Raw genomic sequence first — 26,611 nt, 5'->3', positions numbered from 1 at the left:
GACCGCTGCCCACGCATCGCAGGCGGTTGCATCCGGGAGAGCCGACTATGAATCGCATCGACAGCACTAGCGGCGCGTCAACCGAGGCGCGCAACACGTCGCGCCACGCGCCGCGAAGCCGGTTCTTTGCTTTTGCCGCGCTGTGTTGCGCCACGATGCTCGCCGCAGCGGGATGCCGTTTAATGCAGTCGGGCGCCGAAGTCACGCCCACCGATCAGCAATTCATGCTGACGGCGGCGAGCGTCGGAACCGCTGAAATCGACCTCGGCCAATTGGCGGCGACGCGAGGCAGTTCGCCGGAAGTCCGCTCGTTCGGCGAGCACATGGTCGCCGAACATACGCGGATCAACGCTGAGCTCACGCAGCTCGCGGACACGAAACATGTCCGGCTCCTGAAGGCGATGGACCCCGCGAATCACACGCTCTATTCGGAACTCTCGCATATGTCCGGAGCGCAATTCGATCGCGAATATGTGATCTCGCAACTGCACATTCATCGAATGGGTAACTCGCTCTATGCCAGCGAGGCCGCGCAGGGCGAAGACCCGGACGTCAAGGCATTCGCGGCGCGAGGTGTGCCCGTCGGCAAAGAACATCTGCAACATGCAGCCGAGCTGGCGCAAGCGCTTGGGGTGTCTTCGTCGAAGTGACCTATCGAAGCGCCGCTCGCGAAGCAGCGCTTGTTTTTTTGGACCAGCGACGTGTGCGGCTCGCGCGTCGCTGGATCGTTACCGCGCCATGCGCAAATGGAGGACCAATCGTGAAGACCGCTCCCCCCGATAATCGCACCGAGCAGGACGCCAAGGCCGAAGCAAACTCCGGCAAGCCCGCAACGACGCCCAGCGGCAAGCCGGGCAGCGGACAACACGCGGCGAATCACACCAAGGCCGGCAAGGACCACGGAGCCGGCGGCGGCGCAAAGCAACGGCACGGGCCGCGTTAGCGCTTGTTGCCGGTATGCGCCGCGTGGCACGCGGCTAGCTGTATTCAGCAATGCACACGCGCACGCGCGGTTCGGCGTGCGCCTTCAATGTGGACGATGTGAGAGAGTGAAATGAAGCTATTCGGCCGCTCGTCAAATAACGCTTCGGATGCGACAAAAGGGCTATACGTATCGCCCTTCGAGCAGTTTCTCAATCAGTACAAGGCGACGCATCCCGAGGTGGACAGACAGCAGATGGAGGGCAGGGCGTTGCTGTGGGACAAGTTTCCAATGCAAGGCAATACGACCGATGAACCGTACGGACAGGTTCGTCTGCGTCAGCCGGGCTACGTGTACTACAGTGGAGACGAATAGGCGCTGTTCCAACATTCGCGTGTAACGGTCGTAAATTCGACATGCAGTACTTTTTCGGAGCGCAACCGGTATGAGCACACGGCAAACATTTCGGCCGGCAGTGGGTGCACTGTCGGCTTTGGCGCTTCTGCTCTCCGGTTGCGTGGTCGGCGGCGCGCCATACGCGGGACCGCATCTCAGCCCGACGGAGTGCCGCGACCTGGCGGCGCTAAAAACCAACGCACCGCCGACGATGGGCCAGCATCAAAGCGAACTCGCGGCTCTCAGGAAAGCCGGCTACGACCCGTCGCCCTGGTATGACGATCCCTACTATCCCGACGATCTGCAAGCCGCGCAGCGCCTCGTCGACTACTGGTTTCAGACGGAGTGTCCGCAATCGCAGGCCGGTTGAGTCGCGCCGCGATTGATAACCACCGTGCATCGATCATTCAGAAAATAGCACTTATCGTTTCCCGCGCGCCGGGCGAAGATTCGACAAACAACAAACCGCCCGCACCCCCGCGAGTTCGAAATTTCTGGAGACACCCTCGATGCATGCTTCCTCAACGCCTGTCGCTCCCGGGCAATCGAAGACATCCGCCGTGCTGCGCGTGACGGCAGGCAACTTCCTCGAGCAGTTCGACTTCTTCCTGTTCGGCTTTTACGCCACGCAGATCGCTGCGGTGTTTTTCCCGGCGGGCAGCGAATTCGCTTCGCTGATGATGACGTTCGCCGTGTTCGGCGCCGGCTTTCTGATGCGCCCGCTCGGCGCGATCATCCTCGGCGCGTATATCGACGATGTCGGCCGGCGTAAGGGCCTCATCGTCACGCTGTCGATCATGGCGAGCGGCACAATCCTGATCGCATTCGTACCCGGCTACGCGACCCTCGGACTTGTTGCGCCGGCGCTCGTGCTGATCGGACGCCTGCTGCAAGGTTTCTCGGCGGGCGCGGAACTGGGCGGCGTCTCGGTCTATCTCGCCGAAATGGCGACGCCGGGCCGCAAGGGCTTCTTCACGAGCTGGCAGTCGGCGAGCCAGCAAGTGGCGATCGTGATCGCGGCGGCGCTCGGCTTCGGGCTCAATCAGTGGCTCGACACGGCGGTGATCGCTGCGTGGGGATGGCGCGTGCCGTTCTTCGTCGGCTGCATGATCGTGCCGTTCATCTTCATCCTGCGACGCAATCTCGAGGAGACGCGGGAATTCAAGCAGCGCCAGCATCGCCCGAGTATGAAAGAAGTCTTCGCGACGCTCGTGCAGAACTGGAATGTCGTGGTCGCGGGCATGCTGCTGGTCTCGATGACCACCACGAGCTTCTATCTGATCACCGTGTATGCGCCGACCTTCGGCAAGACGGTCCTGCATCTGAGCACCGCCGACAGTCTGCTCGTCACGCTATGCGTGGGAATCTCCAACTTCATCTGGTTGCCCATCGGCGGCGCGCTGTCCGATCGCATCGGGCGCCGTCCGCTGCTGCTCGGCATGACGCTGCTGGCGATCGCGACGGCCTATCCCGCGCTGTCGCTGCTGGCTCACGCGCCGAGCTTCGTCAACATGCTGCTGGTGCTGTTGTGGCTCTCGTTCATGTACGGCATGTACAACGGCGCGATGGTCGTCGCGCTCACCGAAGTGATGCCGGTCGAAGTGCGCGTGGCGGGCTTCTCGCTGGCATACAGTCTCGCGACGGCGGTGTTCGGCGGCTTCACGCCCGTCATCTCGACCGCGCTGATTCACATGACCGGCGACAAGGCCGCGCCGGGCTACTGGATGAGCTTCGCCGCGATGTGCGGCCTCGGCGCGACCATCGCACTGTATCGGCGGCGTGCCGCGCCGCTGCGTGCAGCTTAGTGATGCATCGCTGCGTCGCTCGTTCGGACTTCACACTGACATTCTTCCGACCATGAAATCCTTCTTCCTGAAGTTGTGTACCGTGGCGCTGCTCGGCAGCGCCGCCGCGGCGGCAAATGTGCAGGCCGCCGATCTGCGCGTGATGAGCTCGGGCGGCTTCACGGCCGCCTACAAAGTGCTCGGACCGCAATTCGCGGCGTCGACGGGCAATACACTCGATACCGCGTTCGGCCCGTCGATGGGCAAGTCGCCCGAAGCCATTCCGAACCGGCTCGAACGCGGCGAGCCGGCCGACGTGGTGATCATGGTCGGCTATGCACTCGACGACCTCATCAAGCAGCGCAAGGTAATCCCCGATTCGCGCGTCGAACTCGCGGATTCGCGCATCGGCATGGTCGTGCGCGACGGCGCGCCGAAGCCCGACATCGGCTCCGAGGCGGCGCTTAAGCAAACCTTGCTGCATGCCCGCTCGATCGCTTACTCGGACAGCGCGAGCGGCGTGTATGTCGAGCGCGAACTGTTCAAGCGGCTCGGCATCGAGGAACAGATGAAGGGCAAGGCGAAAATGATCCCGAAGATCCCGGTGGCGTCGGTCGTTGCAAGCGGCGATTACGAATTGGGATTTCAGCAGGTGAGCGAGTTGCTGCCCGTGAAGGGCGCGGCGTACGTCGGCAAGATTCCGGAGTCGCTGCAGTCTGTCACGCGCTTTGCGGCCGGCATTCCGGTCGGCGCGCAGCATCCGAAGGAGGCCAGGGCGCTGCTCGACTATCTCGCGTCGCCCGCCGCGCAGCCGGAAGTGCGATCGACCGGGCTCGATTCCGTCGCCTCGCACTGACGAAGGCAACCATTCAACGCAATCATTGAAGGCAAGCACTCAGTCCGGCAGGTCGGCGGGCTGATCGAATGCTTCTTCCGGCGCGTGCGCGAGGCTCAATGCTTCTCTCAGACGCGTCCGGTCGCAGGCACGCTCCCACATCGATACGAAGATCACCGCGCACGCGTTGCTGATCACACTCGTCAGCGCGCGCGCTTCGGACATGAAGCGATCGATTCCCACCAGCAGCGCGACGCCCGCAAGCGGCAAGTCTGGAATGACGGCGAGCGTCGCGACGAGCGCGACGAGCCCGCTGCCCGATACGCCCGCCGCGCCCTTCGACGTCAGCAGCATGACGGCGAGCATCGTCGCGATCTGGCCGCCGGAGAGCGGGACATCGCAGGCTTGAGCGATGAACATCGAGGCAAGCGTCAGGTAGATCGCCGTGCCGTCCAGGTTGAACGAGTAGCCCGCAGGCAGCACGAGACCCACGATGCCCTTGTCGCAGCCGAGCGCTTCGAGCTTGACGATGAGGCGCGGCAACACCGGTTCCGTCGACGACGTCGCGAGCACGATCACGAGTTCCTCGCGAATGTAGCGCAGCAGCCGCCACAGCGAGAAGCCATGCAGCCGCGCGAGCGGACCGAGCACGCAGATCACGAACAGCAGACACGCCACGTAGAACGACAGCATCAGCATGCCGAGCGAGCCGATCGAACGAATGCCGAAGCGGCCGACCGTGAATGCCATCGCGCCGAACGCGCCGGCGGGCGCAAGCCGCATGATCATCGCGAGGATGCGGAAGAGCACGTCCGCGACACTGTCGATCATTTCCTGCACCCGCCGCCCGGCTGTTGGGCTCGCGTTCAATGCAAAGCCGAACAGAAGGGCGAGCAGCAGGACCGGCAGCACTTCGCCTTTCTCGAATGCGCCGACAAGCGTCTGCGGAATCACGTGCAGCGCGAATTCGACGAGTCCGTGCGACTCGGTGCGCGCCGAATAGTGCGCGAGGATGGCCGTGTCGAGATGATGCGCGTCGATGTGCATTCCCGCGCCCGGATGCAGCGCGAACGCGGTGGCGAGCCCGAGAACGAGCGCGACGATGGTGAGACAGTAGAAGAGCGCCAGCGCCTTCAGGATGGTCCGGCCGATCTTCGAGCCGCTCGCCAGCGAAGTAATGCCGGTGACGATCGTGCAGAAGACGATCGGCGCGATCATCATGCGTACCAGCGCGACGAACGCATCGCTGAGCGGTTTGAGCGATGCGCCGATCTGCGGCCACACATGGCCGACGGTCATGCCGAGCGCCATGCCAAGCAGCACCTGGACGTAAAGCAGCCGCAATGGCCTGGCGAGCATCATTTCGAAGTCTTCTTCGCCGCGCGCGCCGTGCTGCTGCGCCTGGCCTCGAGAATCATCTGATGGAACTGTTGCGCGGCCGGCGCAAGCGGGCGGCCGCGGCGTTTGAGAATGCCGACGCGCCTCGTCACGACCGGATCGACGAGCGGCACGCTGGTCAAGATTGGATGATCGCGCATCGGCATCGCCATCGAAGGCACCGCGGCCACACCGAGTCCCGCTTCGATCAGGCCGAGCAGGGTGGTCACATGGCGCGTCTCGCAGACGCTCGGCACGGGCGGCGCCACGCTGGTCAACGCCTGATCTAGCAGCAGGCGATTGCCGGATGTCTTGTCGACGGAAACGTATTCGTGTTCGTAAAGCTCGCTCCATGACACGCGCGTCTTGCGGGCCAGTGGATGATCGCGCCGGCATGCCGCGACGAACCTTTCCTGCAGCAGAACCTTGAACTCCACCTCCGGCTCCTGGCTGCCCATGAAGCTGACGCCGAAGTCGGCTTCGCCGCTGATGACCGAGCCGAGCACTTCGTTGGCGCTCGAATCGAGCAGCTTGACGCGGATCCGCGGATAGCGGGCGTGATAGGCGGCAACGACGCTCGGCAGGAAATAGTACGCAACTGACGGCACGCAGGCGATGGTCACATGACCAAGGCGGCTGCTGGAAACGTCGCGGATGCCGAGCAAGGCGACGTCGAGATCGTCGAGAAGCTGTTCCGCGCTCGGCGCGAACACGCGGCCGACGGTGGTCAGCGTCACGCTGCGCGTGGTCCGCTCGAACAGCCGCACGCCGAGCGCCGCTTCGAGTTTCTCGATGCGCCGGCTCAGCGCCGGCTGCGAGATATTGACCGCCTCCGCTGCCTTGCGGAAACTGCCCAACTCCACGACGGCTCGAAACGCCTGCAAATCGTTCAGGTCAAAGTTGACGCCCAAGAGCCATCCCCCGTATTTGATTCGACGCTCGCCGTCACCAGCTCGCGCAATCCTCGATAAGCCTGCTTCAAGGTCTTGCCGCTGGTGTCGTAAGCAACGTCCGCGCGTGCATAGAGTTCGGAGCGGCCCGCGAGGATGCGGCGCAGGTCGTCCATTGCTTCGCTTCGGCCTGCCATCGGCCGCAGATCGCCTTGGTCGATCACACGCTGCATGTGGTCCTCGGGCGTCGCGCGCAACCAGACGGTGAAGCAGCGCGACAGAAGCAGATTGAACGTGCGCGTCTCCGATACCAGTCCACCCGGCGACGCGATGACCGCTTCCGCTTCGCGCTTCAGGACTTCTTCGAGGGCTCTGAACTCATAACGCCGATAGGCGGTCGCGCCATACAGCGCATGAACCTCCGACGGCTTGCAGCCCGCAATCCGCTCGATCTCGCGCGTGAGTTCGATAAACGGCAAGCCCATTGCATCGGCCAGCATTTTGCCGAGCGTCGATTTGCCGGCGCCTCGCAAGCCGATCAATGCAATGCGCCGATAGCGGCCAGGGTCGGCGGAACGGGCGGCGAGCGACTGCCTGAGTGTTTCGAGCGCGTGCTGCAACGCAGCCGGTGGCTGATCGCGCAACAACTCCAGGATCTGCTCGCCTTCGGCCGAGCAACTCAACGGATCGCCGACGAGCGCCGCGACTGAGCAGCCCAGCGTTTGCGCGAGTTGCGCGAGCACGAGCAGGGACGCGTTGCCGCTGCCCATCTCCAGATTGGCCAGATGACGTTCGGACACGTTGGACTGATGAGCCAGATCGCGCCGCGTCATGCCTTGCCGCGCGCGCAAAAGACGGACGCGCTCACCCAGTGCGACGAGCACGGGCTCTTTGGGCGCTGCGTCGGCGGCCGCGTCGGTCGGCGATGAATTCATTCGATTCCCACGAAGGCGGACGGCTGAAGTAGCCGAGTATATCGCCGCCCGGCGGCCGTCGACGGAGCGGCCCTCCGCGAGCCCTTATCGACCCGATGCAACGCGCTGCGCTAGTGTTAACGAGCATTATGGTGCATGTTAAATGTGCTCTATAGTGCATTCACTCGGGACGGGCGGGGTTTGGCGATGCGACTAACGCTGCCGCCGCGTGCATCGAACTAACGAACTGCAATACAGCCGCGCCTGTATCCCGCCAAGGGCACTTACACGAGCGGCAATCCCAATCAGGCCGCCAGCTACACCTGTTCCTGGCACGCCGTGCGCGTGCGCCTCGTTCAAGCCGGTTCAAGGAGAACCAACATGCGGCACATCGACATTCACAAGCTTGGCGACGACGCGCGCTTTACGCGTCTACATGCAATCGTGCTCGCCATGTGCACGCTGGTGATCATCTTCGACGGCTACGATCTGGCGGTCGCGGGCATCGCGTTGCCGTCGATCATGAAGGAGATGGGCATCAAGGCGACCAGCGCCGGCTTCATGGTCAGCACCGCGTTGTTCGGGATGATGTTCGGCGCGGTGATCTTCGGCACGATCGCGGATCGTATCGGCCGGCGCTGGACAATCGCTGCTTGCGTCTTGCTGTTCAGCGTGTTTACCGCGGCGGCCGGCTTCGCCAGGGACCCGGTGACGTTCGGCGCGTTTCGCTTCGTCGCCGGATTGGGTATCGGCGGCGTGATGCCCAACGTGGTCGCGCAAATGTCCGAGTACTCGCCGCGCAAAATCCGCAGCACGATGGTGACGTTGATGTTCAGCGGCTATTCGGTCGGCGGCATGCTGGCGGCGCTGCTGGGCAAAGGCTTGATCGAGCGCTTCGGCTGGCAGTCCGTGTTCATCGCCGCGGGTCTGCCGGTTCTGCTGATTCCGTTCGTATTGCGAATGATGCCGGAGTCGATGGCGTTCCTGCTTCGCACGGGCCGCACCGACGCGTTGCGCTCCATCGCCGCGCGTCTCGTGCCCGATTACGTTCCGCAGGAAGGCGACCGCTTCGTTTTGTCCGATGGCGGCACGGCGCGCGCCACGCCGATCGGCAAGCTGTTCCAGGATGGACGCGCGTTCGGCACCGTCATGCTGTGGATCGCCTTCTTCATGTGCCTCTTCATGGTCTACGCGCTGAGTTCGTGGCTCGCGAAATTGATGGCGAGCGCCGGCTACACGCTCGGCTCGGCATTGACGTTCGTGCTCGTGCTGAACCTCGGCGCGATGATCGGCGCGATCGGCGGCGGGTGGCTCGCGGATCGCTTCAACATCAAGCATGTGCTGGCTTGCATGTATGCGCTCGCCGCCGTGTCGATCACGTTGCTCGGGTTCAAGATGCCGACGCCGGTGCTGTTCTTCGTGGTTGGACTCGCGGGTGCGTCGACGATCGGTACGCAGATTCTCACTTACGCATATGCGGGGCAGTTTTATCCGCTGGCGATCCGGTCGACGGGAATCGGCTGGGCATCGGGGTTTGGACGAAGCGGGGCAATTCTCGCGCCGATCATCATCGGCATTCTGATGGAAATGGCGTTGCCGCTGAAGCTGAACTTCGTCGCCATTGCGGCGCCGGCCGTGATTGCCACGATAGCCGTGCTGTTCATGGATAAAAACAGACAGAGCGTGGCCGCAGTAGAGCAAGCGACGGCGTGAGTGGCTCAGGGCACTAGGCACGTGGCCATCATTTGCGCGCGTTTCGTTTATTCCGTTCGCGCGGTTGAACGCCTGTCTCGACCGGCGTGAACGGCGCCTGAAACCGGCTGACCAAAAAGTCGATGAAGGCGCGCGCGCGAACCGTCTGGTTCTTCTGCCGCGGGTAATAGACAAACAGATCGGCCGATGGAAGCACCGTGTTGGGCAGCACGAGATTGAGTCGTCCGCTCTGCACGTACTTGGCCAGATCCCATTCGGAGCGGATCAGGATTCCGTGTCCGTCCAATGCCCAGCGAAGCACGATGTCGCCGTCGTTGCTGGACAGCGCGCCTTTTACCTTGATCGCCTCGATATGGTCGTTGACGATATAGCGCCAGACGCCGTACGCATCGTCGTTTTGCCGATGGATGATGCAGCGGTGTTCGGCGAGATCTTCAACGCGCTCGGGCGTGCCGTACTTCTCCAGGTACTTCGGCGATGCGCAGAGAAAGCGGCGGTTGCTCATGATGCGCCGCGCGCTGAGCCGGCTGTCCGGTAGTTCGCCGAACCGGATCGCCATATCGAACGCGCCTTCGACCAGATCGACGGGACGGTCCGTTACTTCGAACTGAACTTCGACGGCCGGAAAGCGCTTCGCGAACTCCGAGACGAGCGGCGCAATCGTCGTGCGGCCAAAACCGAGCGTCGCGTTGATGCGCAAAAGACCTTGCGGGTCGCGCTTCGCTCCTGAAATCGCCTCTTCCATCTCGCGCACTTGCCCGACGATTTGCGACGCATATCGCAGATACGTTTCGCCTTCGGGCGTGAGACTCACGCTTCGTGTGGTTCGATTCACGAGGCGCACGCCGAGGCGCTGCTCGATCACGCCGAGTCGCTTCGTCGCGGCGGGCGGCGACAGATCGAGCGCTCGCGCCGCACCGGACAAGCTCCGCAGTTTCGCAAGCAGAATGAAAAACTCGAAGTCGGTGGCGGGTTGGGTGGCAGTATTCACCGAATGTGAAAAATGAAATGAATCGAAGTGCAGTTTAGCAGCGTTTCCGGCGATTAAGCTACGTCACATATTGCAATCGACGTATCGCAACCCTCTGCCAAAACTCTGGAGACTGTGCCGTGAGAATCGTTGAAATCCGCGAAAATACCGTTCCGATCAGTTCCCCGATCCGCAACGCCTATATCGACTTCAGCAAGATGACGCTGAGTCTCGTCGCCGTCATCACGGATGTGATCCGCGACGGCAAGCCGGTGGTCGGGTACGGCTTCAACTCGAACGGCCGCTACGGCCAGGGCAAGCTGATGCGCGAGCGCTTCATTCCGCGCATTCTCGAAGCGGACCCTGCCTCTCTCGTCAACGATGCAGGCGACAACCTCGATCCGCACAAGATCTGGGCGACCATGTTCACCAATGAAAAGCCCGGCGGTCATGGCGAGCGCTCGGTTGCAATCGGCACCATCGACATGGCGATCTGGGATGCAGTGGCGAAGATCGAAGGCAAGCCGCTGTTCCAGTTGCTCGCGGACCGTTATGGCAATGGCCAGCCGGATCGCAAGATCTTCGTGTATGCGGCGGGCGGCTATTACTACCCCGGTCAGGATCACGAGAAGCTGAAAGACGAGATGCGCAGCTATATCGACCGCGGCTATACGGTCGTGAAGAAGAAGATTGGCGGCGCGTCGCTCGATGAAGACCTGCGCCGCATCGACTCGATTCTCAGCGTGCTGCAAGACGGCCAGAAACTCGCCGTCGACGCGAACGGCCGCTTTGATCTCGATACCGCGATTCAGTACGCGAAGGCGCTCTCGCAATACGACCTGTTCTGGTACGAGGAACCGGGCGATCCGCTCGACTTCGAATTGCAAGCCACGCTGCGCAACTATTACGACAACCCGATGGCAACCGGCGAAGACCTGTTCTCGATGCAGGATGCCCGCAACCTGATCCGCTACGGCGGCATGCGTCCCGACCGCGACTGGCTGCAGTTCGACTGCGCGTTGAGCTATGGCCTCGTCGAATACCTGCGCACGCTCGACATGCTGCGTCAGCACGGCTGGTCGCCGAGCCGCTGCATTCCCCACGGCGGCCATCAGATGTCGCTGAACATCGCGGCTGGACTCGGCCTCGGCGGAAACGAGTCGTATCCGGACCTGTTCCAGCCGTATGGCGGCTTCCCCGATGGCGTCAAGGTCGATAACGGCTACATCACGATGCCGGACTTGCCAGGCATTGGCTTTGAAGGCAAGTCGGATCTGATCGCCGAAATGCGCAAGCTGTCCGTATAAAACCTCGCAGTAAAAATGCACCGGCGGCGCCCGTCGGTGCACACATAAAAAATACAACGAAGGCGAAAGCGAGCCGTGGTCGCCAGGGCGGATTGCTCCGCTGTGGCCGCACGTCCTCTTTCCAGAAGACGCCAGTCACAGGAGACAGACATGCTGGTATCGAAAGGCAGGAAAATCGTCTCGAAGCTCTACGTGCAGGTTCTCATCGGCATCGTCGCCGGTATCCTGGTGGGGCACTTCTATCCGGACATTGGCTCGCAACTCAAGCCATTGGGCGATCTCTTCATCAAGCTGATCCGGATGCTGCTTGCACCGATCATCTTTGCCTCTGTCGTGGTCGGCATTGCGCGCATGAACGATCTTCATGAAGCGGGGCGAGTCGGCGTGAAGGCCGTTGTTTACTTTGAAGTTGCATCGACGATTGCGCTCTTGATCGGAATGGTGGTCGTCAATGTCATCAAGCCGGGTAGCGGAATGAACGTCGATCCGTCGCATATCGACGGCGCGGCAATCGCGACTTACACGCACGCGGCGAAGCAACACGGCATGCTCGAATTCTTCATGAGCATTGTTCCGAACAGCATTGTCGGGGCATTCGCAAACGGCGAAATGCTGCCGATCATTTTCTTCTCTGTCCTGCTCGCCATCTCGCTTGCCAAGCTCGGTCCACGGACCGCGCCGTTTGTCGACATGCTCGACATGTTCTTGCAGGGCATGTTCGGGGTGGTGCGGATCGTCATGTACGTTGCACCGATCGGCGCGTTCGGCGGCATGGCGTTCACGATCGCAAAGTACGGTATCGGCACGCTGGCGTCGTTCGGCGAACTGATGCTTTGCCTGTATCTGACGTCGATTTTCTTTGTCGTTGTCGTGCTTGGCTTCGTGATGCGGCTATGCGGACTTTCGCTCTGGAAGTTCCTTCGCTATATCAAGGACGAAATTCTGATTACGCTTGGCACGGCGTCGACGGAAGCCGTATTGCCGCAAATGCTGATCAAGATGGAGAAGATGGGATGCTCGCGTCCGGTAGTCGGCATGGTGCTGCCGACCGGCTACACGTTCAATGCAGATGGCACTGCAATTTACCTCACGATGGCGGCGTTGTTCATCGCGCAGGCCATGAACATTCATCTGTCGATCTGGGACCAGTTGCTCGTACTCGCCGTGCTTTTGCTGACGTCAAAAGGATCGGCGGGCGTCGCCGGAGCGGGATTCGTTGCGTTGGCGGCTACGCTTGCGTCGATGCACAAGATTCCCGTCGAAGGGCTCGTATTACTGCTCGGTGTCGACCGCTTTCTCAACGAGGCGCGTGCGGTTACGAACCTGATCGGCAATGGCGTTGCTACTGTCGTGGTCGCGCGTTGGGAAGGGCAGCTCGATATGGACAGGGCGCGTGTGGTGCTGAATCGGGAGAACATCGACGAGATCGAAGACTTGCGGCCGGCCGGGCATCCGGCCGCGGAACCAGCGTCTGCGAGCGAAGCGCCGGTTGGTTCGAACGCGCATTGAATTAGTGGAGGCGAGCGCGAATAGATAGCGAGTATGTCAATATCAGCATGACGGCATCCGGTTGTTCAACACCGGATGCCGTCATTTCTATTTCATCCACGGAAAAGGAAAATTGCTGATGGACCTGAACCTGAAAGGCAAACTCGCGCTGGTTAGCGGAAGCACGGCCGGCATCGGCCTCGCGATCGCCAGCACATTGGCGCAGGAAGGCGCTCGTGTGATCGTCAATGGCCGCTCGCAGTCGTCGGTGGATGAAGTGGTCGCTCAACTGAAAGCGGACACCGGCGGCGACGTGCTTGGATTCGCGGGCGACCTGAGTACGGCCGCCGCAGCCGACGAACTCGCGCGCCGCTATCCCGCTGTCGAAATTCTGGTCAATAACCTGGGCATCTTCGAGCCGAAGCCGTTTGAAGAGATTCCCGACGCAGACTGGCAGCGTTTCTTCGACGTCAACGTGCTGAGCGGCGTACGCCTTGCCCGCCTGTATCTGCCCGCGATGAAGCAGGCGAACTGGGGGCGCATTATTTTCATTTCGAGCGAAAGCGGCGTGCAGATTCCCGCCGAAATGATCCACTACGGCGTAACGAAAACCGCGCAGCTCGCGGTCTCGCGCGGGCTGGCCGAAGCCGTCGCGGGCACCGGGATTACAGTCAACAGCGTGCTGCCGGGGCCGACCAAATCGCGCGGCGTGGGCGAATTCGTGGAGACGCTCGCGAAGGCCGACGGCAAATCGTTCGAAGCATTCGAGAAGGAGTTCTTCGAGAAGGTGCGTCCCACATCGCTCATCAAGCGATTCGGTTCGCCGCAGGAAATCGCGTCCCTCGTCGCGTATATCGCCAGTCCGCTTGCGTCGGCCACGACCGGCGCTTCGTTGCGCGCCGATGGGGGCGTCATCAAGAGCGCGTTCTAGACGACAGATGGCCGGCACTGCGCCGGCCTCTCCGCACTTCGACTTCGCGATTCGCGGCGGAACATGTCACGCGCTGTGGACGGCATCGACCGCATCGAGCACCAGTCCAAAGAACTCGTTGGCGGCGGCCGGATTCAACCAGCGGACCACAACGGTCATGCGTCGCTCGGGTTCGATCCACGTAAAAGAACTGCCCGCGCCGACGCCGAAATAGCTCGATGCCGGCACGCTCGGGAACACCTTGCGGCCGGTATTGAGCCACACGAGATAGCCGTAGAACGGCGCGATCGCGCAAGGCGTGCGCATGCGCGCGATCCATTCGCGCGACAGCACGCGGCGGCCGTTCGCGACGCCTTCGTCGAGCAGCATCTGCGCGACCTTGAGTTGATCGTTCGCGCTCACCGACATGCCGCCGCCCCAGTGCGTGCCGCCCGGCACCGATTGCATGCGCCGTCCGTCTATCTCGACCCATGCGTTGTCATAGCCGACCCATTGCCAGTTTTCGCTGGCGCCGGCAGGGCGCATGATGGCTTCGCGAAAGACCTCGGGCAACGGTCGACGAAACAGATGAAGCAGCGCGAGCGACAACTGGTTGATCCGCACATCGTTGTATTCCCAGTACGTGCCGGGACGCTGCAACGGACGCAAGTCGCCCTTCTTGCCAATCGGCGGTGCGGCGAAGTTAACAGCGCGATAGTGATCGGCCTGGTCGGACAAACCGAAATACGTGCCTTGCCACTCGCTGGTTTGCTGAAGCAAATGCGCCCATGTGACGGCTGCGTTGTGCTCGTCGTCGAAACCGATGTTGGGCACGCGCAGACGCACGGGCTCGTCCACATCGGGCAGCAAGCCGCGATCGTGCGTGACGCCTGCGAGCAACGCGAGGTACATCTTCGCGACGCTGAAGGTCAGGTCCGCGCGATCGGGTTCGCCCCAGGTGGTCAGCACACGGCCGTCGACGGCGATCGCGCCCGACACCGGCCCGCGATCGTGTACGGGGCCGAGCAAGCGATTCCACGGCGGCGGATCGTTCACATGCACACCCCACGCACCGTCGACGTGACGATCCCACAGCGACTCATGTTCAACTGCAAACTGCACGGCTCGTTGCAAATCTTCTTGCATTCCAGATTTCCTGCTATTAACGGGTTCAGCGTGATTGGACGATCAGCGCGCGTTCAGCCGCGCACGCGCCCAGACGAGTGTGCCGAGGCTGATGACAGCCGCGAGCATCAGATAAAGACCCGGCGCGAGATTGTTGCCGGTTGCCGCGATCAGCGCCGCCACGGCGAGCGGCGTAAAGCCGCCGAATACGGTGGTGCCGATGTTGTAGCCGAGCGCCATGCCGGTCGTGCGCGTGCGGGTCGGGAACAGCTCCGACATTAGCGCGGGAATCGGCGCGAAGTAGGTGGCCTTGAGCAGCGCGACCCACACGACGGCGGCGAGCAGCGTCACGAGCGACGGATGCGCGTTCATCAGCATGAAGGCCGGATAGACGGTGACGAGGAACAGCACGCCGGCGCCGAGCATGATGCGCGTGCGGCCCACCTTGTCGGACCAATGGCCGACTATCGGCGTGAGCACCATCATGATGAAGCCGGCCAGCAAGGTCGCGACGAAACCCGCCCACGGCGCGAGGCCCAGTTGACGCGACGCATACGTCGGCATGTAAAGCAGCATGTAGTTGGCCGTGGTGGTCAGCACGAGCGCGCCGATCGACACGAGCACGCGCGACTTCTGCGTGGCCAGCAGTTCACGCACGGGCGAGGCGGCTTTTTCAGCCCGCTCAAATTCCGGCGTTTCGTCGATGCGTCGACGGATATAGAGGCCGACCGGACCGATTAGCATCCCGAATAAAAACGGAATGCGCCAACCCCAGCCTTCGAGTTGATCCTGTGTCAGCGTACTTGTCAGCACGGCGCCGAACGCGGACGCGAGCAGCGTGCTTGCGCCCTGGCTTGAGAACTGCCAGCTTGCCATGAAGCCTTTGCGCTGCGGCGCATGCTCGATCAGAAACGCCGTCGAACTGCCGAACTCGCCGCCGGCCGAAAAGCCTTGCAGAAGCCGTGACGCGAAGATGCCGATCGGCGCGAGCACGCCGATCGCCGCATACGGCGGCATCAGCGCGACGAGCCCGGTGCCGAGCGTCATCAACGCGATGGAGAGCGTCAGCGATGCCTTGCGGCCCTTGCGGTCGCTGAACGAGCCGAGCACGAGCGCGCCCACAGGCCGCGCCAGATACGACAGCGCGAAGGTGCCGAGCGTCAGCAGAAGCGACACGGTTTTGTCGTGAGCCGGAAAGAACAGCCGCGATAAAACCGTCGCGAAGTAACCGTACACGACGAGGTCGTAAAACTCGAGCGCGTTGCCGATGGACGTCGCGAGGATCAGACGCGACAGGTGCGCGTTCGATGCAGGCGCCGCGATCGTGCCGGCTGCGGTGGCGGTATCGGTGCTCATGACGGTTGTCCTTGTGCAACGTTTCGTGGAAGTTGCGATGCACTCGCTTTCGCGCGATGAGGCGCGTCGGCATCCTGCGCGCCGAGGTCCCAGAAAAGCCCCGCCATGATGCCGAGTCCTTCCCGCACCACCGGACCGAGCAGATGCTCGTCGGGCGCATGTTGCGAGCAGCCCGGATACGAATGCGGAATCCACAGCGTGGGCATGCCGAGTACGTCGGCGAACGCGTCGTTGGGCAAGGTGCCGCCGAGATTCGGCAGCAGCACGGGCTCGACGCCGGTCGTTTGCCGCAGCGAGCGCAACGCCCACTGCACCCACGGATCGAGAGGATCGACGCGCGTTGCGGGCATGCCGCGTTCGACATCGATATCCACCATGCTGAAGCCGTTCTCGTCGAGATGCCGCCGCAGGATTTGTTCGAGGTTTTCCCAATCGGTGCCGACCACGAAGCGGATCTGCATGTACGCGAACGCGTGCGGCGGAATCGCATTGACCGGCTTCTCGGGATTACCCGTACGGAATGCGAGCACCTCGAGATTGTTCCAGCCGAACACGCGCTCAGTCGGCGTGAGGCCAGGCTCGCCGTAGTCGGCATCGACTTCCGGCTCGCCTGGATTGCCGCCTACAGCGATGTCGGCGAGCGCCTGGCGAACCGCGTCGGGCACGGGCGGCGGGCGCAAGCCTTCAACGAGGATGCGGCCGTTCGCGTCGACCATCGACGCAATCGCGTTCGAGAGCACGACCGCGGGGTTGCGCAGCAAGCCGCCCCAGTTGCCCGAATGATGGCCGCCGTCGCGCAGCTTGACGTCGAGGCGGAAATTCACGAGGCCGCGGGAGCCGAGGAAAATCGTCGGACGTTGCGCGGCGAGGCGAGGGCCGTCCGAGGCGATCAGCACGTCGGCGGCGAGTTCGTCGCGCAACTGCGCGCAGACCGCGTGCAGGCCCGGCGAACCCACTTCCTCGCCGGTTTCGAACAGCACTTTCAGATTGAAGCCGAGCTTGCCGCCGCGCGCGCGGAGCACCGCTTGCAGCGCCGCCAGGTTGATGCTGTGCTGGCCCTTGTTGTCAGCGGTGCCGCGGCCGTACCAGCGCTCGCCCTCGACCGTCACGCGCCACGGTCCCAGACCCTCGCGCCACTGCGCGTCGTAGCCGCGCACCACGTCGCCGTGGCCGTAGGTCAGCACGGTCGGCAAGCCGTCGCCCTCGTGGCGGTGCCCCACCAGAAACGGCCCGGCGCCCGCAGCGGGATTGTCGACGATGCGGCAGGTGAAGCCCATTTGCGTCAGCGTCGGCGTGATTTCGTCGCTCAGATAAGCGTGCAGGCGCGCGCCGCTGTCGGCTTCCTGGCTTTCCGTGCGAAGCGCGACGCGGCGCTGCAGGTCGTCGAGAAAACGGCCGGAGTCGTACTGATCCGTCGCCTGGTGGATGGCGGTGTCGCGTGTCAACATGGTTCTCCAATGGCGCAATGACGCGCCGCGGCGCTAACGGTTGATAAGGCGTTATCTGCAATCCTGGCGTGGACGATATTTGTGGACAATTACAATATTTGGCACCGATCGTTGCCGAAACGGCAAAGGGCAGCTCGACCGATATGGACAACACCGCACTGCGTTATTTTCTGGAGGTGGCTCGCAGCGGTTCGCTCAGCCAGGCATCGACGCGGCTGTACGTGGCCGTGTCCGCACTGAGCAGGCAGATCGCGAAGCTTGAGGAAGAGGTGGGCGCGGCGCTTTTCGAGCGGCGTCCGCGCGGCATGGTATTGAGCGATGCCGGGCGTTTGCTGGCCGAACACGCGCAGCGCAGCCTGCTCGACGCCGAGCGCGTGACCGAGGAAATTCGCGGGCTGACCAACGGCGGACGCGCGACGATTCGCGTCGCGAGTTCCGAAGGCGTCGCGCCGCATTTCTTGCCGCAGGTGTTCGCGCGCTTTCTGAAGACGCATCCGGCGACGCATTTCCAGCTCGACGTCGCGGCGCCGTCGGCCGCGACGCAGCGCGTGCGCGAAGGCACCGCCGACATCGCCGTGTGCTTCAGCATCGCGCCCGAGAAGGACATCAACGTGGTGTACTCGCAGCGCGCGCCGATCTTTGCGCTTCTCCGGCGCGATCATCCTCTTTGCAAGCAGGACTCCGTGACGCTCGCGGACCTTCTGCAGTGGCCGTTCGCGATCAACAACACGGGCGTGACGATCCGCCAGCTATTCGACATTGCATGCAGCCTCGAAGGGCTCGTGTTCGATCCCGTGTTCGTGAGCAACTATCATCCGGCGCTGCAAAGCTTCGTGCGCCAAACGGATGCGGTGACGCTGACCGGACTGCTGACGGTGCGCAGCCGGCTCGCCGCGGACGGCCTCGCCGCGCTGCCGATTCGCAACCCTGCATTGCATCAACGCACGCTTCAGATTCAGACGATGGCAGGCCGATCGTTGCCGGTCGCGATGCAGGCGTTTCTTCAGTTGCTGACGGGAGCGATTGACGACCCGCAACTGGTCGACTGACTTGCGCCGTTCGATGCCTCGTCGAGTTGACGTGACGTTCCTTCGGACACTTCAGCACAACATGGCTTCACGCCTGGGCGTCATCTGTGTGCGCGTGCTTCCTGAGTTGAGCTTCGTCGCAAATCAGCCGCGGATGTCGCGGATCACTAAGGTCCATCTGGTCCCACGCAAGCCGATGGCGGCGCGACTGATTCCTGCGATGGACCACTTCACGCAGCCACTGCGGCAATAATCCCACCGCGAGACGCTCAAGCAACGCATCGGGGCCGATGTGGAATTCGCTGATGAATAGCGAGTCTCCGTCGCGTGCGAGATGGATTGCTTCTATGTGTCCGAGTCGCTTGCCATCGCGAGAGCGCACTTCGCGACCGAGCACAAGTTCGATGTTGAGTTGCGTCATCGCCGAGCCCCCGGAATGCGTCCGACAATATGTTCGCGCAACCAGTTCTGCCGCCTGCCAAGCGGCGTATCGGCCACGTCGGCGTCCACGCCGATATCGATCTCGATGCGGCGCACGCGATTCCATGGAATGCGGTACGGCTCGCCGTTCTGTGGGCCGCCGATACGGATCATGAGACGCGTGACCCAGGCCGCGGCACGCTTGCCGATGCGTCGCCCTATGGTTATCGGGCCGGTCTCGAGCGCAATCACCTCGGGCGGCCGGCCGTGGCGCAGCTCAACGACGATTCCATCGACGCGGCCCATCTTCGCGCCGTGCCGATCCACCAGTTGTTTGTCGAGTATGTCTCGCACGAGATCCATCATGTGCCTCCGGCTATCTGCAGCGGCAGCGTGACGATTGCCAGCACGAAGCTCAGCGCGACGATCGCGGTGACGACAGCATTGGAAAATGCGCCGTTGCGATGACGTCCGACATAACTCTCGTCGTTCATCAGCACGAGAAACGGAACGACCGTGAGCGGCAGGCTAAACGCGCTCAGCGCCATCGAGAATACCGTCAGTTTCAGCGGATCGGCACCCGCGGCAATCGGGATCGCGCTGATTGCGAGCGCGCAGGTGTACACGAGGCTGAACCCTGGGTCGTCGCGCGGCTTGCGATCTTTGCCCCAGTTCCAGCCGAATCCCTGTGCGACGAAGTACGCCTGCTCAAGCGCCATTTCCAGCGTCGCGCCGAAGCACGCGAAAGCGAGCGACGCGATGAACAGCACGAAACCCCAGAAGCCGAACACCGCGACGAGCGTCAGCGGCAACTGCTGATAATCGTCGACCCGCGTGATGCCGTGCGCCGGAAAAACGACGGCCGCCGCAATCAGAACAGCCAGTGAAATCCCGCCGCCGAAGGCCATGCCCAAACCGGCAATCGCTCGATTCGCGCCGAGATAGCCGCGGTCCCAGTGATCCTCGATAGCGCCTGACGAATAGAACAGGTACAGCGAAGGCGTGATCGACGCACCGAGAATGCTGACCACCGTGAACCAGTAGTTCGCGGGATCGTGATGCGGCGCGCTGGGCACGAGACCGCGTGCCACCTGATGCCACGATAGCCGCGGCCACAAAGCTCAATGTGACGAGGCCGAGCAGCGAGGTTCCTTTTTCGATCACGCCGAATGTGCTGCGCCACAAGACACACCACGCAAGCAATGCAACGGGAAACGCCCACCACGGATGCTTGATGCCGGTCGCCATCTCGAGCGCGACGCTGACGCCGCCGATTTCCGCCGACATAACCAGCGCGTTGACGAGGACGACCGCGATGAGCGGCAACAGGAAGAACTTCACGCCGAAGCGGTCGCGAATGCCGTCGGCGATCGTATGCCGGCTCACCGCGGAGAAACGGCCCGCCATCTCGGTGAGAAAGACGAGGCACACGGTGCCGACGAGGATGGCCCAGCCGGGCTGAAAGCGAAACGCGGCACCGCCTTGTACGGCTGTCGCCAGCGAGCCCATCTCCAGAAAGCCGCCGACGCCCGTCACGACGCCGAGGCAGATTTCGAGCAGTTTTTTCATCACCCGGCCCGGCAGGAACTCAGCCGTCGTGCAGCATGATTTGTTCCCGGGGTGATGACTTTACGTAGGCAAAAGCATCGGTCGATCAGTTGTTTGCCGACACGGTCGCGACGGCGTCATGCACATCCCAGCCGCCGCCAAGCGACCGATACAACGAGACGGCCGAAAGCGCATGCTCGCGTTTCGCCTGGTTCAACGACTCCGCGTCACGCAGATACGCCTCCTGCGCGGCGAGCACATCCAGGAAGCTCGACGCGCCGCCCTTATACAGTTCGCTCGATAAACGCAGCGCCTGGTTCGACGCATCCAGCGCACCGCCAAGGCGCTGCACCTGCACTGCGCCGTTGACCAGATCGCTGCGGTTGTCCTCGATCTCCTTCAGCGCTTGCAGCATGGTCTGCTGCAATGCGAGCTGCGATTCGCGCATGCGGCTTTCGCTCGCATCGATATTCGCGGTGATGCGGCCCGCGTTGAAAATCGGACTCGTCGCGTTCAACGCGGCACTGAACAGGTTGTCGGTGAGCGTCGGCAAGCCGAGGTAAGAGGAGGCCAGCAGGCCGTCGGCGAGATTGAGGCGGAACTGCGGATAGCGCTGCGCTTTCGACACGCCGACTTCCGCGGCGCGCTGCTCGACCGTCGCGTAGGCGGTGCGTACGTCCGGCCGCTGCAACAACGCTTCTGATGGCAACGTCTGCGGCGCGCTTTGCGTGGGCACCGGAATCTCGCGTGCGCTCGCGAGCACCAGCGTATCGACGCTCTCCGGCGTGCGCCCCGAATACACCGCGGTCAAACTCAATTGATGCTGCACCGCCGATTGCACGCGCGGAATCTGCGCCCGCAAATCCTCAAGCTGATTCTGCGCGCGCGCCACGTCGAGTTGCGTCGACAGCCCGTAGCGCAGGCGCTGTTGCGTGAGCTTCAGCGCGCGGGCGCGGATCGTCTCGTTGTCGCTGAGAATCTGCAACTGCGCTTGCGCCCAGCGCAGATCGATATAGGCTGCGGCGGTATTCGCCGCGAGCGCGAGGCGCACTTCGTTCAATGCCGACTGCCGTCCCGAGACCTGCGCCTGAGCAGCCAGCACCGCGAGACGTTCGCCGCCGAACACGTCGGGCGTCCAGCTCGCCGTCAAGCCGACGCCGGCCTGGCGCACATAGCCGAGGGGCGGCGGCGTGTTTTGGCGCGAGTTCGACGCGGTGGCGCTCGCGTTGAGTTCAGGCAGCAGCGCCGCGCGATTCTGCTTCGCCAGGTCTTGCGCCTGCCTGACGCGCTCCACTGCCGCCTGCACATCGAGGTTGCCGGTCAACGCGGATTCGACCAGTTGATGCATGACGGGGTCGCCGAATTGGGCCCACCATGCGTTGGCGCTCACGGCGTCCTGCGGCGCATCGACATTCCACGCGGCGGGCGCGACGGTCTTCACGGTGAGCGGCAAATCCGCATGCTTTTCCGGTTGCACCGCGCACGCCGCGAGCGTCAGCAACGCGGCGCTCGCCAGTACTTTGACAAAGTTCGGTTTCATGTCGAATTCCTTAATGGGCATCGGGCGGCGGCGCCGCATTGCCGAACGGCCGCGATAACAGCACGCTCAACAGCCCGACCACGAAACACAGCGACAACGCGAAGAAAGTGTCGGAGAACGTGAGCACGAGCGCTTCGCGCATCAGCAGCGCGTGCAGTTGCGCGAGTCCGGCGTTGGCCGCGTTCAACGCGTTGCCGCCGACTGCCGCGAAATGCGCGGTCTGCTGTTGCAACACCGATTGGACGACCGGGCGCCCCGCGTTCAGATGTTCGTCGAGCCGCTCGTAGTGCAGGTTCAGGCGGTCGTTCAGCATCGTGCTGCTCACCGCAATGCCGATCGCGCCGCCGAGGTTGCGCATCAGATTAAAGAGGCCGCTAGCGGAACGAAGCCTCGACATCGGCAACGAACCGAGCGCCATCGTCACAATCGGCGGAATACAGAACTGCTGGCCGATGCCGCGTAACGCCTGCGGGATCAGCAACTCACGCCAGCCCCATTGACTGGTCAACGGCACATACAGATAACAGCCGAGGCCGAACAGCAGGAGACCGATCACCAGCAGAATCCGCATGTCGACGAAGCGCGCGACCACCGAGTACACCACCATCGCGGCCAACTGAAAACAGCCGACCGATAGCAAGGCCACGCCAATCTGCAGCGAATCGAAACCACGCACACGCGACAGGAACACGGGCGTCAGAAACACCGCGCAGAAAATGCCGATGCCGGTAATGAACGACAGCAGACTGCCGATGCCGAAGTTGCGGATGGCCAACGCGCGCAGATCGACGATCGGCTCTTTGGCGGTGAACGCATGCACGATGAACAGAAAGCCGCAAATCGCCGTGATCCACGTACACGTCACGATCACGTCGTCGCCGAACCAGTTCTTGCGCGGCCCTTCCTCTAGCACGTATTCGAGGCAGGCCAGAAAGCCTGACATCAAAAGGATGCCGAAGTAATCTCCCTTCTTCAGCAGCGACAGGTCGGCGTCGTCGAAGTGCACATATTTCGGCACCAGCAGCGCGACGGCGACACCCGGCACCAGGTTCAGATAGAACAGCCAGTGCCACGACCATTGCGACGTAATCCAGCCGCCGATCACCGGGCCGATGGTCGGCGCGAGCGTGGCGAGCGCGCTGATCGTGGTCGATGCAATCAGCCGCTGCTTGCCGGGAAACAGCACGAACGCCGTGGTGAACACGGTCGGAATCATCGCGGCGCCGAGCGCGCCTTGCAGGCCGCGAAACAGGATCATCGAGTTGATGTCCCACGCGAGGCCGCACAACATGCTCGCAATCGTGAAGCCGAGCGCGGAAAACGCGAACACCCAGCGCGTGGAAAACACACGCGTGAGCCAGCCGGACATGGGAATCACCACGATTTCGGCGATCAGATACGACGTCTGCACCCACGACAGTTCGTCCTGACTCGCGGACAAGCCGCCGCCGATGTCCTTCAGCGACGACGCAACGATCTGGATGTCGAGCGTTGCCATGAAAAAGCCGACGCACATCAGCGTGAAGGCCAGGACTTTGATTCGCGTCGGCAGGTCGGCGGGATTGGCGGGGGCGGCGGGCGTGGCAGGGCCGGCGGAGTTGGCGAGAGCTTGCGTCATGATGGGCTCAGCCGCGCGCCGGCGTCTTGCCGCTATCGACATGCACTTTCACCGTGGCCGACAGGCCCGGACGCAACGCGCCCTCCATGTTCTTCGGCACAGTAAGATGCACCCGCACCGGCACGCGCTGCACGATCTTCGTGAAGTTGCCGGTGGCGTTTTCCGCGGGCAGCACGCTGAACGTCGCGCCGGTGGCCGGCGCGAGACTTTCCACCACGCCGTGGATGGGCGTGCTGAAGGCGTCGAGATCGACGTCGACGCTGTCGCCCACGCGCATCTTCTTCAACTGGTCTTCCTTGAAGTTCGCGTCGATCCACAATCCGCCCGACGGCACCACGGTCAAGAGCGGCACACCCGCGCTCGCCAGCACGCCGACACGCGCGGTGCGATTGCCGATATAGCCGTCGATCGGCGCACGAATGGTCGTGTACTCCACGTTCAGCGCCGCCACGCGCTCGGCGGCTTGCGCTGTCGCGATGCGCGCCTCCGCGTCGCCGATCTGCGCATCGAGCACGGCAATCTGGCGTTGCGCCGCGGTCAACGCGGCCGCGCTGCGATCGACCGCCGCGCGTGCCTTGACGAGATCGGCATCCGCGCGTTCGACGACTTGATTCGACACCGCATCGTCCTTCACGAGTTCGCGGTAGCGCGTCTGATCCGCGGCGCTGCGCGTCAATTCGGCGCCGGACGCGCGCGCTTCGGCGGCCTGCTGGTTGATGGTGGCGAGCTGCAACGATTTCTTCGCCTGCAGTTCGATCACTGCGGCTTGCGCGCTCCGCACTTCCGCTCTGGCTTGCGCGAGCCGCGCGTCGTAATCGCGCGCATCGAGCTGGATCAGCACGTCGTTCGCGTGGACGAACTGGTTGTCGCGCACGAGCACGTTCGTCACGAAGCCGTTGACCTTCGGCGCCATCACGGTGACGTCGCCACCCACGTAAGCATCGTCCGTTGTCTCGTAGAAGCGGCCGACGAAGAACCAGTACGAGACCGCAAGCGCGAGCACGGCAAGCACGGTGATGATCGCGAGCAGCATCCACGGAATGCGCCGTGCCGGTCTCGCGGTCTGCGCCGCGCTCGGCGGGGCGATAGTCGATGGAGTAGTGGACATGTTGTCGGCCTGTGTGTATGCACTCTTTACGTTGAAAAAAAGCGGCCCGTGGATCGCGCGAGCCGCATGTCGCTGTGTCCGCGACTTCAGTTGGAATCGTGCGTGACGGCAAACAGTTCGCCGCGCAATGCGGCCGCGCGCCGTTCGCCGAAACGATGCTCGAATTCGGCTTGCGCGGCCTGCCAATGTTGACCGCCCGCCTTCAGACGTTCTTCGCCCGCTCGCGTGATCGTGACGGTCAGCGCGCGCGCGTCGGCGCCGAGTGCGTCGCTCGACACGAGGCCGTTGCGGCGCAGCGGCTGAACGGTGCGAACGAGGGTCGTGCGTTCCATGCGCATGGCTTCGGCCATTTGCTTCATGGTCATCGCGCCAGTGCGTCTAAGCCTTCCCAGCAGCGAAAACTGCGTAATCGTGAGCCCAACATGAGCGAGGTGCCGGTCGTATATTTGCGAGACATAGCGCGCGGCCTGGCGGATTGCGAAGCAATCGTCGTCGAACAGTTCTTGCATTTCCGCGTTTCCTTATCAGTTAGTGCATATGCACATTTAAGGGCGAGCTGATCGCTGTTTGAACGAGCAGGCGAGTCGCTAATTAGTCGGTGATGCTAAAGAGTTCGGTACGAAGAATTTTGGCGCGCGCACGGCCGAACTTCTGTTCGAATTCGTCCTGCGCGGCGCGCCACGCAATGGCGGCCTGATCGAACATGGCTTCGCCTTGCTCCGTCAGGCTGAACAGAAACGTGCGGCCGTCGTGTTCCGCCGATTCGGCCACCACCAGTCCGTCGCGCTGCAAGGGCTTCATCGCGCGCAGGAGCGTGGTGCGCTCCATCACCATGGCGTCCGCCAGGTCCAATATCGGCAAATTGGGCGTGCGGGCAAGCTTGGCGAGAATCGTGAACTGGGCAGCCGTCAAGCCCACGCGGCCGAGATGGCGCTCATAGATTTGCGTGACATGACGTGCCGCCTGGCGCAGCGCAAAACAGTTGCATTCGTCGTAGGAGATAGGGCGGTTCATGGGTGGCACTCTATGTGTGTATAAGCACACTGTCAAGCGGATCAACGGTCGATGCGTTGAAACGCTGCATTGCTGGAACTACAACAGCGGTGCCGATGGCGGCTTGGAGGCGCTACTCGCTACTCGCCGCCGGGTTCGTAGCGCGCGCGGCCGTTTCACGCGTGGCTTCGTCGAAACGCCGGTTGGCTTCCGCCACTTCCGCGCGGAACTGCTGCAATGCATTCACCGCGGGATCGGGCGGCGTCAACGCGGCCCACAGCACGTCGATCAACTGATCCGCGGTGGCTTCGATGTCGGTATGCCGCTTCGCCAGCGTCGCGTCCCACAACACGTGTTCCATCGGGCCGAACACCATCGAGCGTAATAAACGCAACGGCATGTCCGCGCGAATCTGGCCGCTTTCCTGGCCTTGCGCCAGGACGCGCATCAACGGTGCGGTGTAGCGGCGCTGCAATTCGGTCAGCGCTTCGCTCAATTCATGATGCCGCGCGCGGCCTTCCGAGAGCACGAGCGCGCAGAGGTCGGTGCCGTTCACGAGCATCAGCCGCAAATGCGTGCGCACGATGAACGCGAACTGCTGACGCACGGTGCCGTCACGCGGCAGTCCGGATTCGATTGCGCCGATGATTTCGTCGTACCAGTCGCCGATCACCCGCGCGCACAACTCGCGCTTGCCGCGGAAATAGCTGAACACGGTGGCCTCCGAAACGCCTAGCCGCTGAGCGATCTCCGCGGTTGTCGCGCGTTCATAGCCCTTTTCGGAGAACACGTCGCGGCCCGCCTGAAGGATTTCCTTCACGCGCTGCTGCGACTTGCGCCCGGCCGGCTGGCGACGGGACGCGGGCAGTTCGGGCTTGATAGCAACCGTCATATGAGTCGAGGTCAAATTTATCGGCGAGC

General features: G+C 62.9%; 26 protein-coding genes and 1 pseudogene. 11 read left to right on the top strand and 16 right to left on the bottom strand.

Annotated features, from left to right (window positions below; translation table 11 throughout):
• Positions 1–47 precede the first annotated feature (47 nt).
• The 6 genes from AB6809_RS13215 (at position 48) to AB6809_RS13190 (ending at position 3,958) form a co-directional block, all read left to right on the top strand.
• Positions 48–650 (top strand): DUF4142 domain-containing protein, encoded by a 603-nt coding sequence (locus tag AB6809_RS13215; RefSeq protein ID WP_371026815.1) that lies wholly within the window; start codon positions 48–50, stop codon positions 648–650.
• Between the two features lie 110 nt (positions 651–760).
• Positions 761–943, top strand: a complete 183-nt coding sequence (locus AB6809_RS13210; RefSeq protein ID WP_006052110.1) for a hypothetical protein — start codon at positions 761–763, stop codon at positions 941–943.
• 111 nt (positions 944–1,054) lie between these two features.
• On the top strand, positions 1,055–1,297 hold the full coding sequence (locus AB6809_RS13205) for a DUF3460 family protein (RefSeq protein ID WP_006052111.1): 243 nt from the start codon (positions 1,055–1,057) through the stop codon (positions 1,295–1,297).
• A gap of 70 nt (positions 1,298–1,367) precedes the next feature.
• Positions 1,368–1,688, top strand: a complete 321-nt coding sequence (locus AB6809_RS13200; protein WP_371026814.1) for a DUF4148 domain-containing protein — start codon at positions 1,368–1,370, stop codon at positions 1,686–1,688.
• A 139-nt stretch (positions 1,689–1,827) separates the two neighbouring features.
• Complete coding sequence (locus AB6809_RS13195; RefSeq protein WP_371026813.1) at positions 1,828–3,123, top strand: MFS transporter; 1,296 nt, start codon at positions 1,828–1,830, stop codon at positions 3,121–3,123.
• A gap of 52 nt (positions 3,124–3,175) precedes the next feature.
• Positions 3,176–3,958: a substrate-binding domain-containing protein gene (locus AB6809_RS13190; RefSeq protein ID WP_371026812.1), complete on the top strand. Its 783-nt coding sequence runs from the start codon at positions 3,176–3,178 to the stop codon at positions 3,956–3,958.
• A 39-nt stretch (positions 3,959–3,997) separates the two neighbouring features.
• Here the strand turns inward: AB6809_RS13190 and dctA (AB6809_RS13185) are convergent, their stop codons facing one another.
• From dctA (AB6809_RS13185) to AB6809_RS13175, 3 genes are read right to left on the bottom strand one after another with little or no spacing between them, the layout of a single operon-like run.
• Positions 3,998–5,299 carry a C4-dicarboxylate transporter DctA gene (gene dctA, locus AB6809_RS13185; RefSeq protein ID WP_371026811.1) on the bottom strand — a complete coding sequence of 434 codons (1,302 nt, stop codon included), beginning with the start codon at positions 5,297–5,299 and terminating at the stop codon, positions 3,998–4,000.
• Positions 5,296–6,225 carry a LysR family transcriptional regulator gene (locus tag AB6809_RS13180; protein ID WP_107707533.1) on the bottom strand — a complete coding sequence of 310 codons (930 nt, stop codon included), beginning with the start codon at positions 6,223–6,225 and terminating at the stop codon, positions 5,296–5,298. The genes dctA (AB6809_RS13185) and AB6809_RS13180 overlap by 4 nt, the downstream gene beginning before the upstream one ends.
• Positions 6,204–7,139: a helix-turn-helix transcriptional regulator gene (locus AB6809_RS13175; protein WP_371026810.1), complete on the bottom strand. Its 936-nt coding sequence runs from the start codon at positions 7,137–7,139 to the stop codon at positions 6,204–6,206. The genes AB6809_RS13180 and AB6809_RS13175 overlap by 22 nt, the downstream gene beginning before the upstream one ends.
• 360 nt (positions 7,140–7,499) lie before the next feature.
• Here AB6809_RS13175 and AB6809_RS13170 point away from each other — a divergent pair, with 360 nt between their 5' ends.
• Positions 7,500–8,831, top strand: a complete 1,332-nt coding sequence (locus AB6809_RS13170) for an MFS transporter (RefSeq protein ID WP_053859365.1) — start codon at positions 7,500–7,502, stop codon at positions 8,829–8,831.
• Between the two features lie 28 nt (positions 8,832–8,859).
• On the opposite strand, the gene AB6809_RS13165 is transcribed toward AB6809_RS13170, so the two are convergent.
• A complete protein-coding gene (locus AB6809_RS13165; RefSeq protein ID WP_107707530.1) occupies positions 8,860–9,822 on the bottom strand; it encodes a LysR family transcriptional regulator in 963 nt (320 codons plus the stop codon).
• A 119-nt stretch (positions 9,823–9,941) separates the two neighbouring features.
• Between AB6809_RS13165 and AB6809_RS13160 the strand changes: the two genes are divergently transcribed.
• The 3 genes from AB6809_RS13160 (at position 9,942) to AB6809_RS13150 (ending at position 13,527) form a co-directional block, all read left to right on the top strand.
• Positions 9,942–11,108 carry a mandelate racemase/muconate lactonizing enzyme family protein gene (locus tag AB6809_RS13160; protein ID WP_371026809.1) on the top strand — a complete coding sequence of 389 codons (1,167 nt, stop codon included), beginning with the start codon at positions 9,942–9,944 and terminating at the stop codon, positions 11,106–11,108.
• 150 nt (positions 11,109–11,258) lie between these two features.
• A complete protein-coding gene (gene dctA, locus AB6809_RS13155; RefSeq protein WP_029966029.1) occupies positions 11,259–12,617 on the top strand; it encodes a C4-dicarboxylate transporter DctA in 1,359 nt (452 codons plus the stop codon).
• Positions 12,618–12,735: 118 nt separating this feature from the next.
• Positions 12,736–13,527 (top strand): SDR family NAD(P)-dependent oxidoreductase, encoded by a 792-nt coding sequence (locus AB6809_RS13150; protein WP_006052123.1) that lies wholly within the window; start codon positions 12,736–12,738, stop codon positions 13,525–13,527.
• A 66-nt stretch (positions 13,528–13,593) separates the two neighbouring features.
• On the opposite strand, the gene AB6809_RS13145 is transcribed toward AB6809_RS13150, so the two are convergent.
• From AB6809_RS13145 to AB6809_RS13135, 3 genes are read right to left on the bottom strand one after another with little or no spacing between them, the layout of a single operon-like run.
• Positions 13,594–14,652, bottom strand: a complete 1,059-nt coding sequence (locus AB6809_RS13145; protein WP_371026808.1) for a serine hydrolase domain-containing protein — start codon at positions 14,650–14,652, stop codon at positions 13,594–13,596.
• A 42-nt stretch (positions 14,653–14,694) separates the two neighbouring features.
• On the bottom strand, positions 14,695–15,987 hold the full coding sequence (locus AB6809_RS13140) for an MFS transporter (RefSeq protein WP_053859361.1): 1,293 nt from the start codon (positions 15,985–15,987) through the stop codon (positions 14,695–14,697).
• Positions 15,984–17,432: a M20 family metallopeptidase gene (locus tag AB6809_RS13135; RefSeq protein WP_371026837.1), complete on the bottom strand. Its 1,449-nt coding sequence runs from the start codon at positions 17,430–17,432 to the stop codon at positions 15,984–15,986. The genes AB6809_RS13140 and AB6809_RS13135 overlap by 4 nt, the downstream gene beginning before the upstream one ends.
• Positions 17,433–17,578: 146 nt before the next feature.
• Between AB6809_RS13135 and AB6809_RS13130 the strand changes: the two genes are divergently transcribed.
• Positions 17,579–18,484: a LysR family transcriptional regulator gene (locus tag AB6809_RS13130; protein ID WP_006046546.1), complete on the top strand. Its 906-nt coding sequence runs from the start codon at positions 17,579–17,581 to the stop codon at positions 18,482–18,484.
• A gap of 67 nt (positions 18,485–18,551) precedes the next feature.
• Here AB6809_RS13130 and AB6809_RS13125 read toward each other — a convergent pair whose 3' ends face one another.
• The 9 genes and pseudogenes from AB6809_RS13125 to AB6809_RS13085 all read right to left on the bottom strand — a co-directional run bounded on the left by AB6809_RS13125 (position 18,552) and on the right by AB6809_RS13085 (position 26,582).
• The gene (locus AB6809_RS13125; RefSeq protein WP_310400825.1) at positions 18,552–18,884 is read right to left on the bottom strand and encodes a hypothetical protein; all 333 of its coding nucleotides are present in this window, start codon (positions 18,882–18,884) and stop codon (positions 18,552–18,554) included.
• Positions 18,881–19,249, bottom strand: coding sequence for a hypothetical protein (locus AB6809_RS13120; protein WP_371026807.1), 369 nt, complete (start codon positions 19,247–19,249; stop codon positions 18,881–18,883). The genes AB6809_RS13125 and AB6809_RS13120 overlap by 4 nt, the downstream gene beginning before the upstream one ends.
• Positions 19,246–20,392: pseudogene (locus AB6809_RS13115) on the bottom strand (NRAMP family divalent metal transporter). The gene AB6809_RS13120 and the pseudogene AB6809_RS13115 overlap by 4 nt, the downstream one beginning before the upstream one ends.
• A gap of 145 nt (positions 20,393–20,537) precedes the next feature.
• Positions 20,538–21,971: an efflux transporter outer membrane subunit gene (locus AB6809_RS13110; protein ID WP_371026806.1), complete on the bottom strand. Its 1,434-nt coding sequence runs from the start codon at positions 21,969–21,971 to the stop codon at positions 20,538–20,540.
• A 10-nt stretch (positions 21,972–21,981) separates the two neighbouring features.
• Positions 21,982–23,589: a DHA2 family efflux MFS transporter permease subunit gene (locus tag AB6809_RS13105; RefSeq protein ID WP_371026805.1), complete on the bottom strand. Its 1,608-nt coding sequence runs from the start codon at positions 23,587–23,589 to the stop codon at positions 21,982–21,984.
• Between the two features lie 7 nt (positions 23,590–23,596).
• Entirely contained in the window at positions 23,597–24,697 is a 1,101-nt protein-coding gene (locus tag AB6809_RS13100) for an HlyD family secretion protein (RefSeq protein ID WP_006046552.1), read from the bottom strand.
• 86 nt (positions 24,698–24,783) lie between these two features.
• Positions 24,784–25,206, bottom strand: a complete 423-nt coding sequence (locus AB6809_RS13095; protein WP_006046553.1) for a MarR family winged helix-turn-helix transcriptional regulator — start codon at positions 25,204–25,206, stop codon at positions 24,784–24,786.
• Between the two features lie 82 nt (positions 25,207–25,288).
• A complete protein-coding gene (locus AB6809_RS13090; protein ID WP_006046554.1) occupies positions 25,289–25,711 on the bottom strand; it encodes a MarR family winged helix-turn-helix transcriptional regulator in 423 nt (140 codons plus the stop codon).
• Positions 25,712–25,823: 112 nt separating this feature from the next.
• The gene (locus AB6809_RS13085) at positions 25,824–26,582 is read right to left on the bottom strand and encodes a TetR/AcrR family transcriptional regulator (protein ID WP_029966010.1); all 759 of its coding nucleotides are present in this window, start codon (positions 26,580–26,582) and stop codon (positions 25,824–25,826) included.
• Between the last annotated feature and the right edge of the window lie 29 nt (positions 26,583–26,611).

The sequence above is a fragment of the Paraburkholderia sp. RCC_158 genome (assembly GCF_041355255.1).
Lineage (GTDB): Bacteria > Pseudomonadota > Gammaproteobacteria > Burkholderiales > Burkholderiaceae > Paraburkholderia > Paraburkholderia graminis.
This window is presented reverse-complemented; position numbering and strand designations above follow the sequence as displayed.

What these genes read in the sequence shown, in the direction of transcription:
- AB6809_RS13215 (WP_371026815.1), top strand. Translation starts at nt 48, where the DNA reads ATGAATCGCATCGACAGCACTAGCGGCGCGTCAACCGAGGCGCGCAAC.
- AB6809_RS13205 (WP_006052111.1), top strand. Translation starts at nt 1,055, where the DNA reads ATGAAGCTATTCGGCCGCTCGTCAAATAACGCTTCGGATGCGACAAAA.
- AB6809_RS13200 (WP_371026814.1), top strand. Translation starts at nt 1,368, where the DNA reads ATGAGCACACGGCAAACATTTCGGCCGGCAGTGGGTGCACTGTCGGCT.
- AB6809_RS13195 (WP_371026813.1), top strand. Translation starts at nt 1,828, where the DNA reads ATGCATGCTTCCTCAACGCCTGTCGCTCCCGGGCAATCGAAGACATCC.
- AB6809_RS13190 (WP_371026812.1), top strand. Translation starts at nt 3,176, where the DNA reads ATGAAATCCTTCTTCCTGAAGTTGTGTACCGTGGCGCTGCTCGGCAGC.
- dctA (WP_371026811.1), bottom strand. Translation starts at nt 5,299, where the DNA reads ATGATGCTCGCCAGGCCATTGCGGCTGCTTTACGTCCAGGTGCTGCTT.
- AB6809_RS13175 (WP_371026810.1), bottom strand. Translation starts at nt 7,139, where the DNA reads ATGAATTCATCGCCGACCGACGCGGCCGCCGACGCAGCGCCCAAAGAG.
- AB6809_RS13170 (WP_053859365.1), top strand. Translation starts at nt 7,500, where the DNA reads ATGCGGCACATCGACATTCACAAGCTTGGCGACGACGCGCGCTTTACG.
- dctA (WP_029966029.1), top strand. Translation starts at nt 11,259, where the DNA reads ATGCTGGTATCGAAAGGCAGGAAAATCGTCTCGAAGCTCTACGTGCAG.
- AB6809_RS13150 (WP_006052123.1), top strand. Translation starts at nt 12,736, where the DNA reads ATGGACCTGAACCTGAAAGGCAAACTCGCGCTGGTTAGCGGAAGCACG.
- AB6809_RS13145 (WP_371026808.1), bottom strand. Translation starts at nt 14,652, where the DNA reads ATGCAAGAAGATTTGCAACGAGCCGTGCAGTTTGCAGTTGAACATGAG.
- AB6809_RS13140 (WP_053859361.1), bottom strand. Translation starts at nt 15,987, where the DNA reads ATGAGCACCGATACCGCCACCGCAGCCGGCACGATCGCGGCGCCTGCA.
- AB6809_RS13130 (WP_006046546.1), top strand. Translation starts at nt 17,579, where the DNA reads ATGGACAACACCGCACTGCGTTATTTTCTGGAGGTGGCTCGCAGCGGT.
- AB6809_RS13125 (WP_310400825.1), bottom strand. Translation starts at nt 18,884, where the DNA reads ATGACGCAACTCAACATCGAACTTGTGCTCGGTCGCGAAGTGCGCTCT.
- AB6809_RS13120 (WP_371026807.1), bottom strand. Translation starts at nt 19,249, where the DNA reads ATGATGGATCTCGTGCGAGACATACTCGACAAACAACTGGTGGATCGG.
- AB6809_RS13110 (WP_371026806.1), bottom strand. Translation starts at nt 21,971, where the DNA reads ATGAAACCGAACTTTGTCAAAGTACTGGCGAGCGCCGCGTTGCTGACG.
- AB6809_RS13105 (WP_371026805.1), bottom strand. Translation starts at nt 23,589, where the DNA reads ATGACGCAAGCTCTCGCCAACTCCGCCGGCCCTGCCACGCCCGCCGCC.
- AB6809_RS13100 (WP_006046552.1), bottom strand. Translation starts at nt 24,697, where the DNA reads ATGTCCACTACTCCATCGACTATCGCCCCGCCGAGCGCGGCGCAGACC.
- AB6809_RS13095 (WP_006046553.1), bottom strand. Translation starts at nt 25,206, where the DNA reads ATGCAAGAACTGTTCGACGACGATTGCTTCGCAATCCGCCAGGCCGCG.
- AB6809_RS13090 (WP_006046554.1), bottom strand. Translation starts at nt 25,711, where the DNA reads ATGAACCGCCCTATCTCCTACGACGAATGCAACTGTTTTGCGCTGCGC.
- AB6809_RS13085 (WP_029966010.1), bottom strand. Translation starts at nt 26,582, where the DNA reads ATGACGGTTGCTATCAAGCCCGAACTGCCCGCGTCCCGTCGCCAGCCG.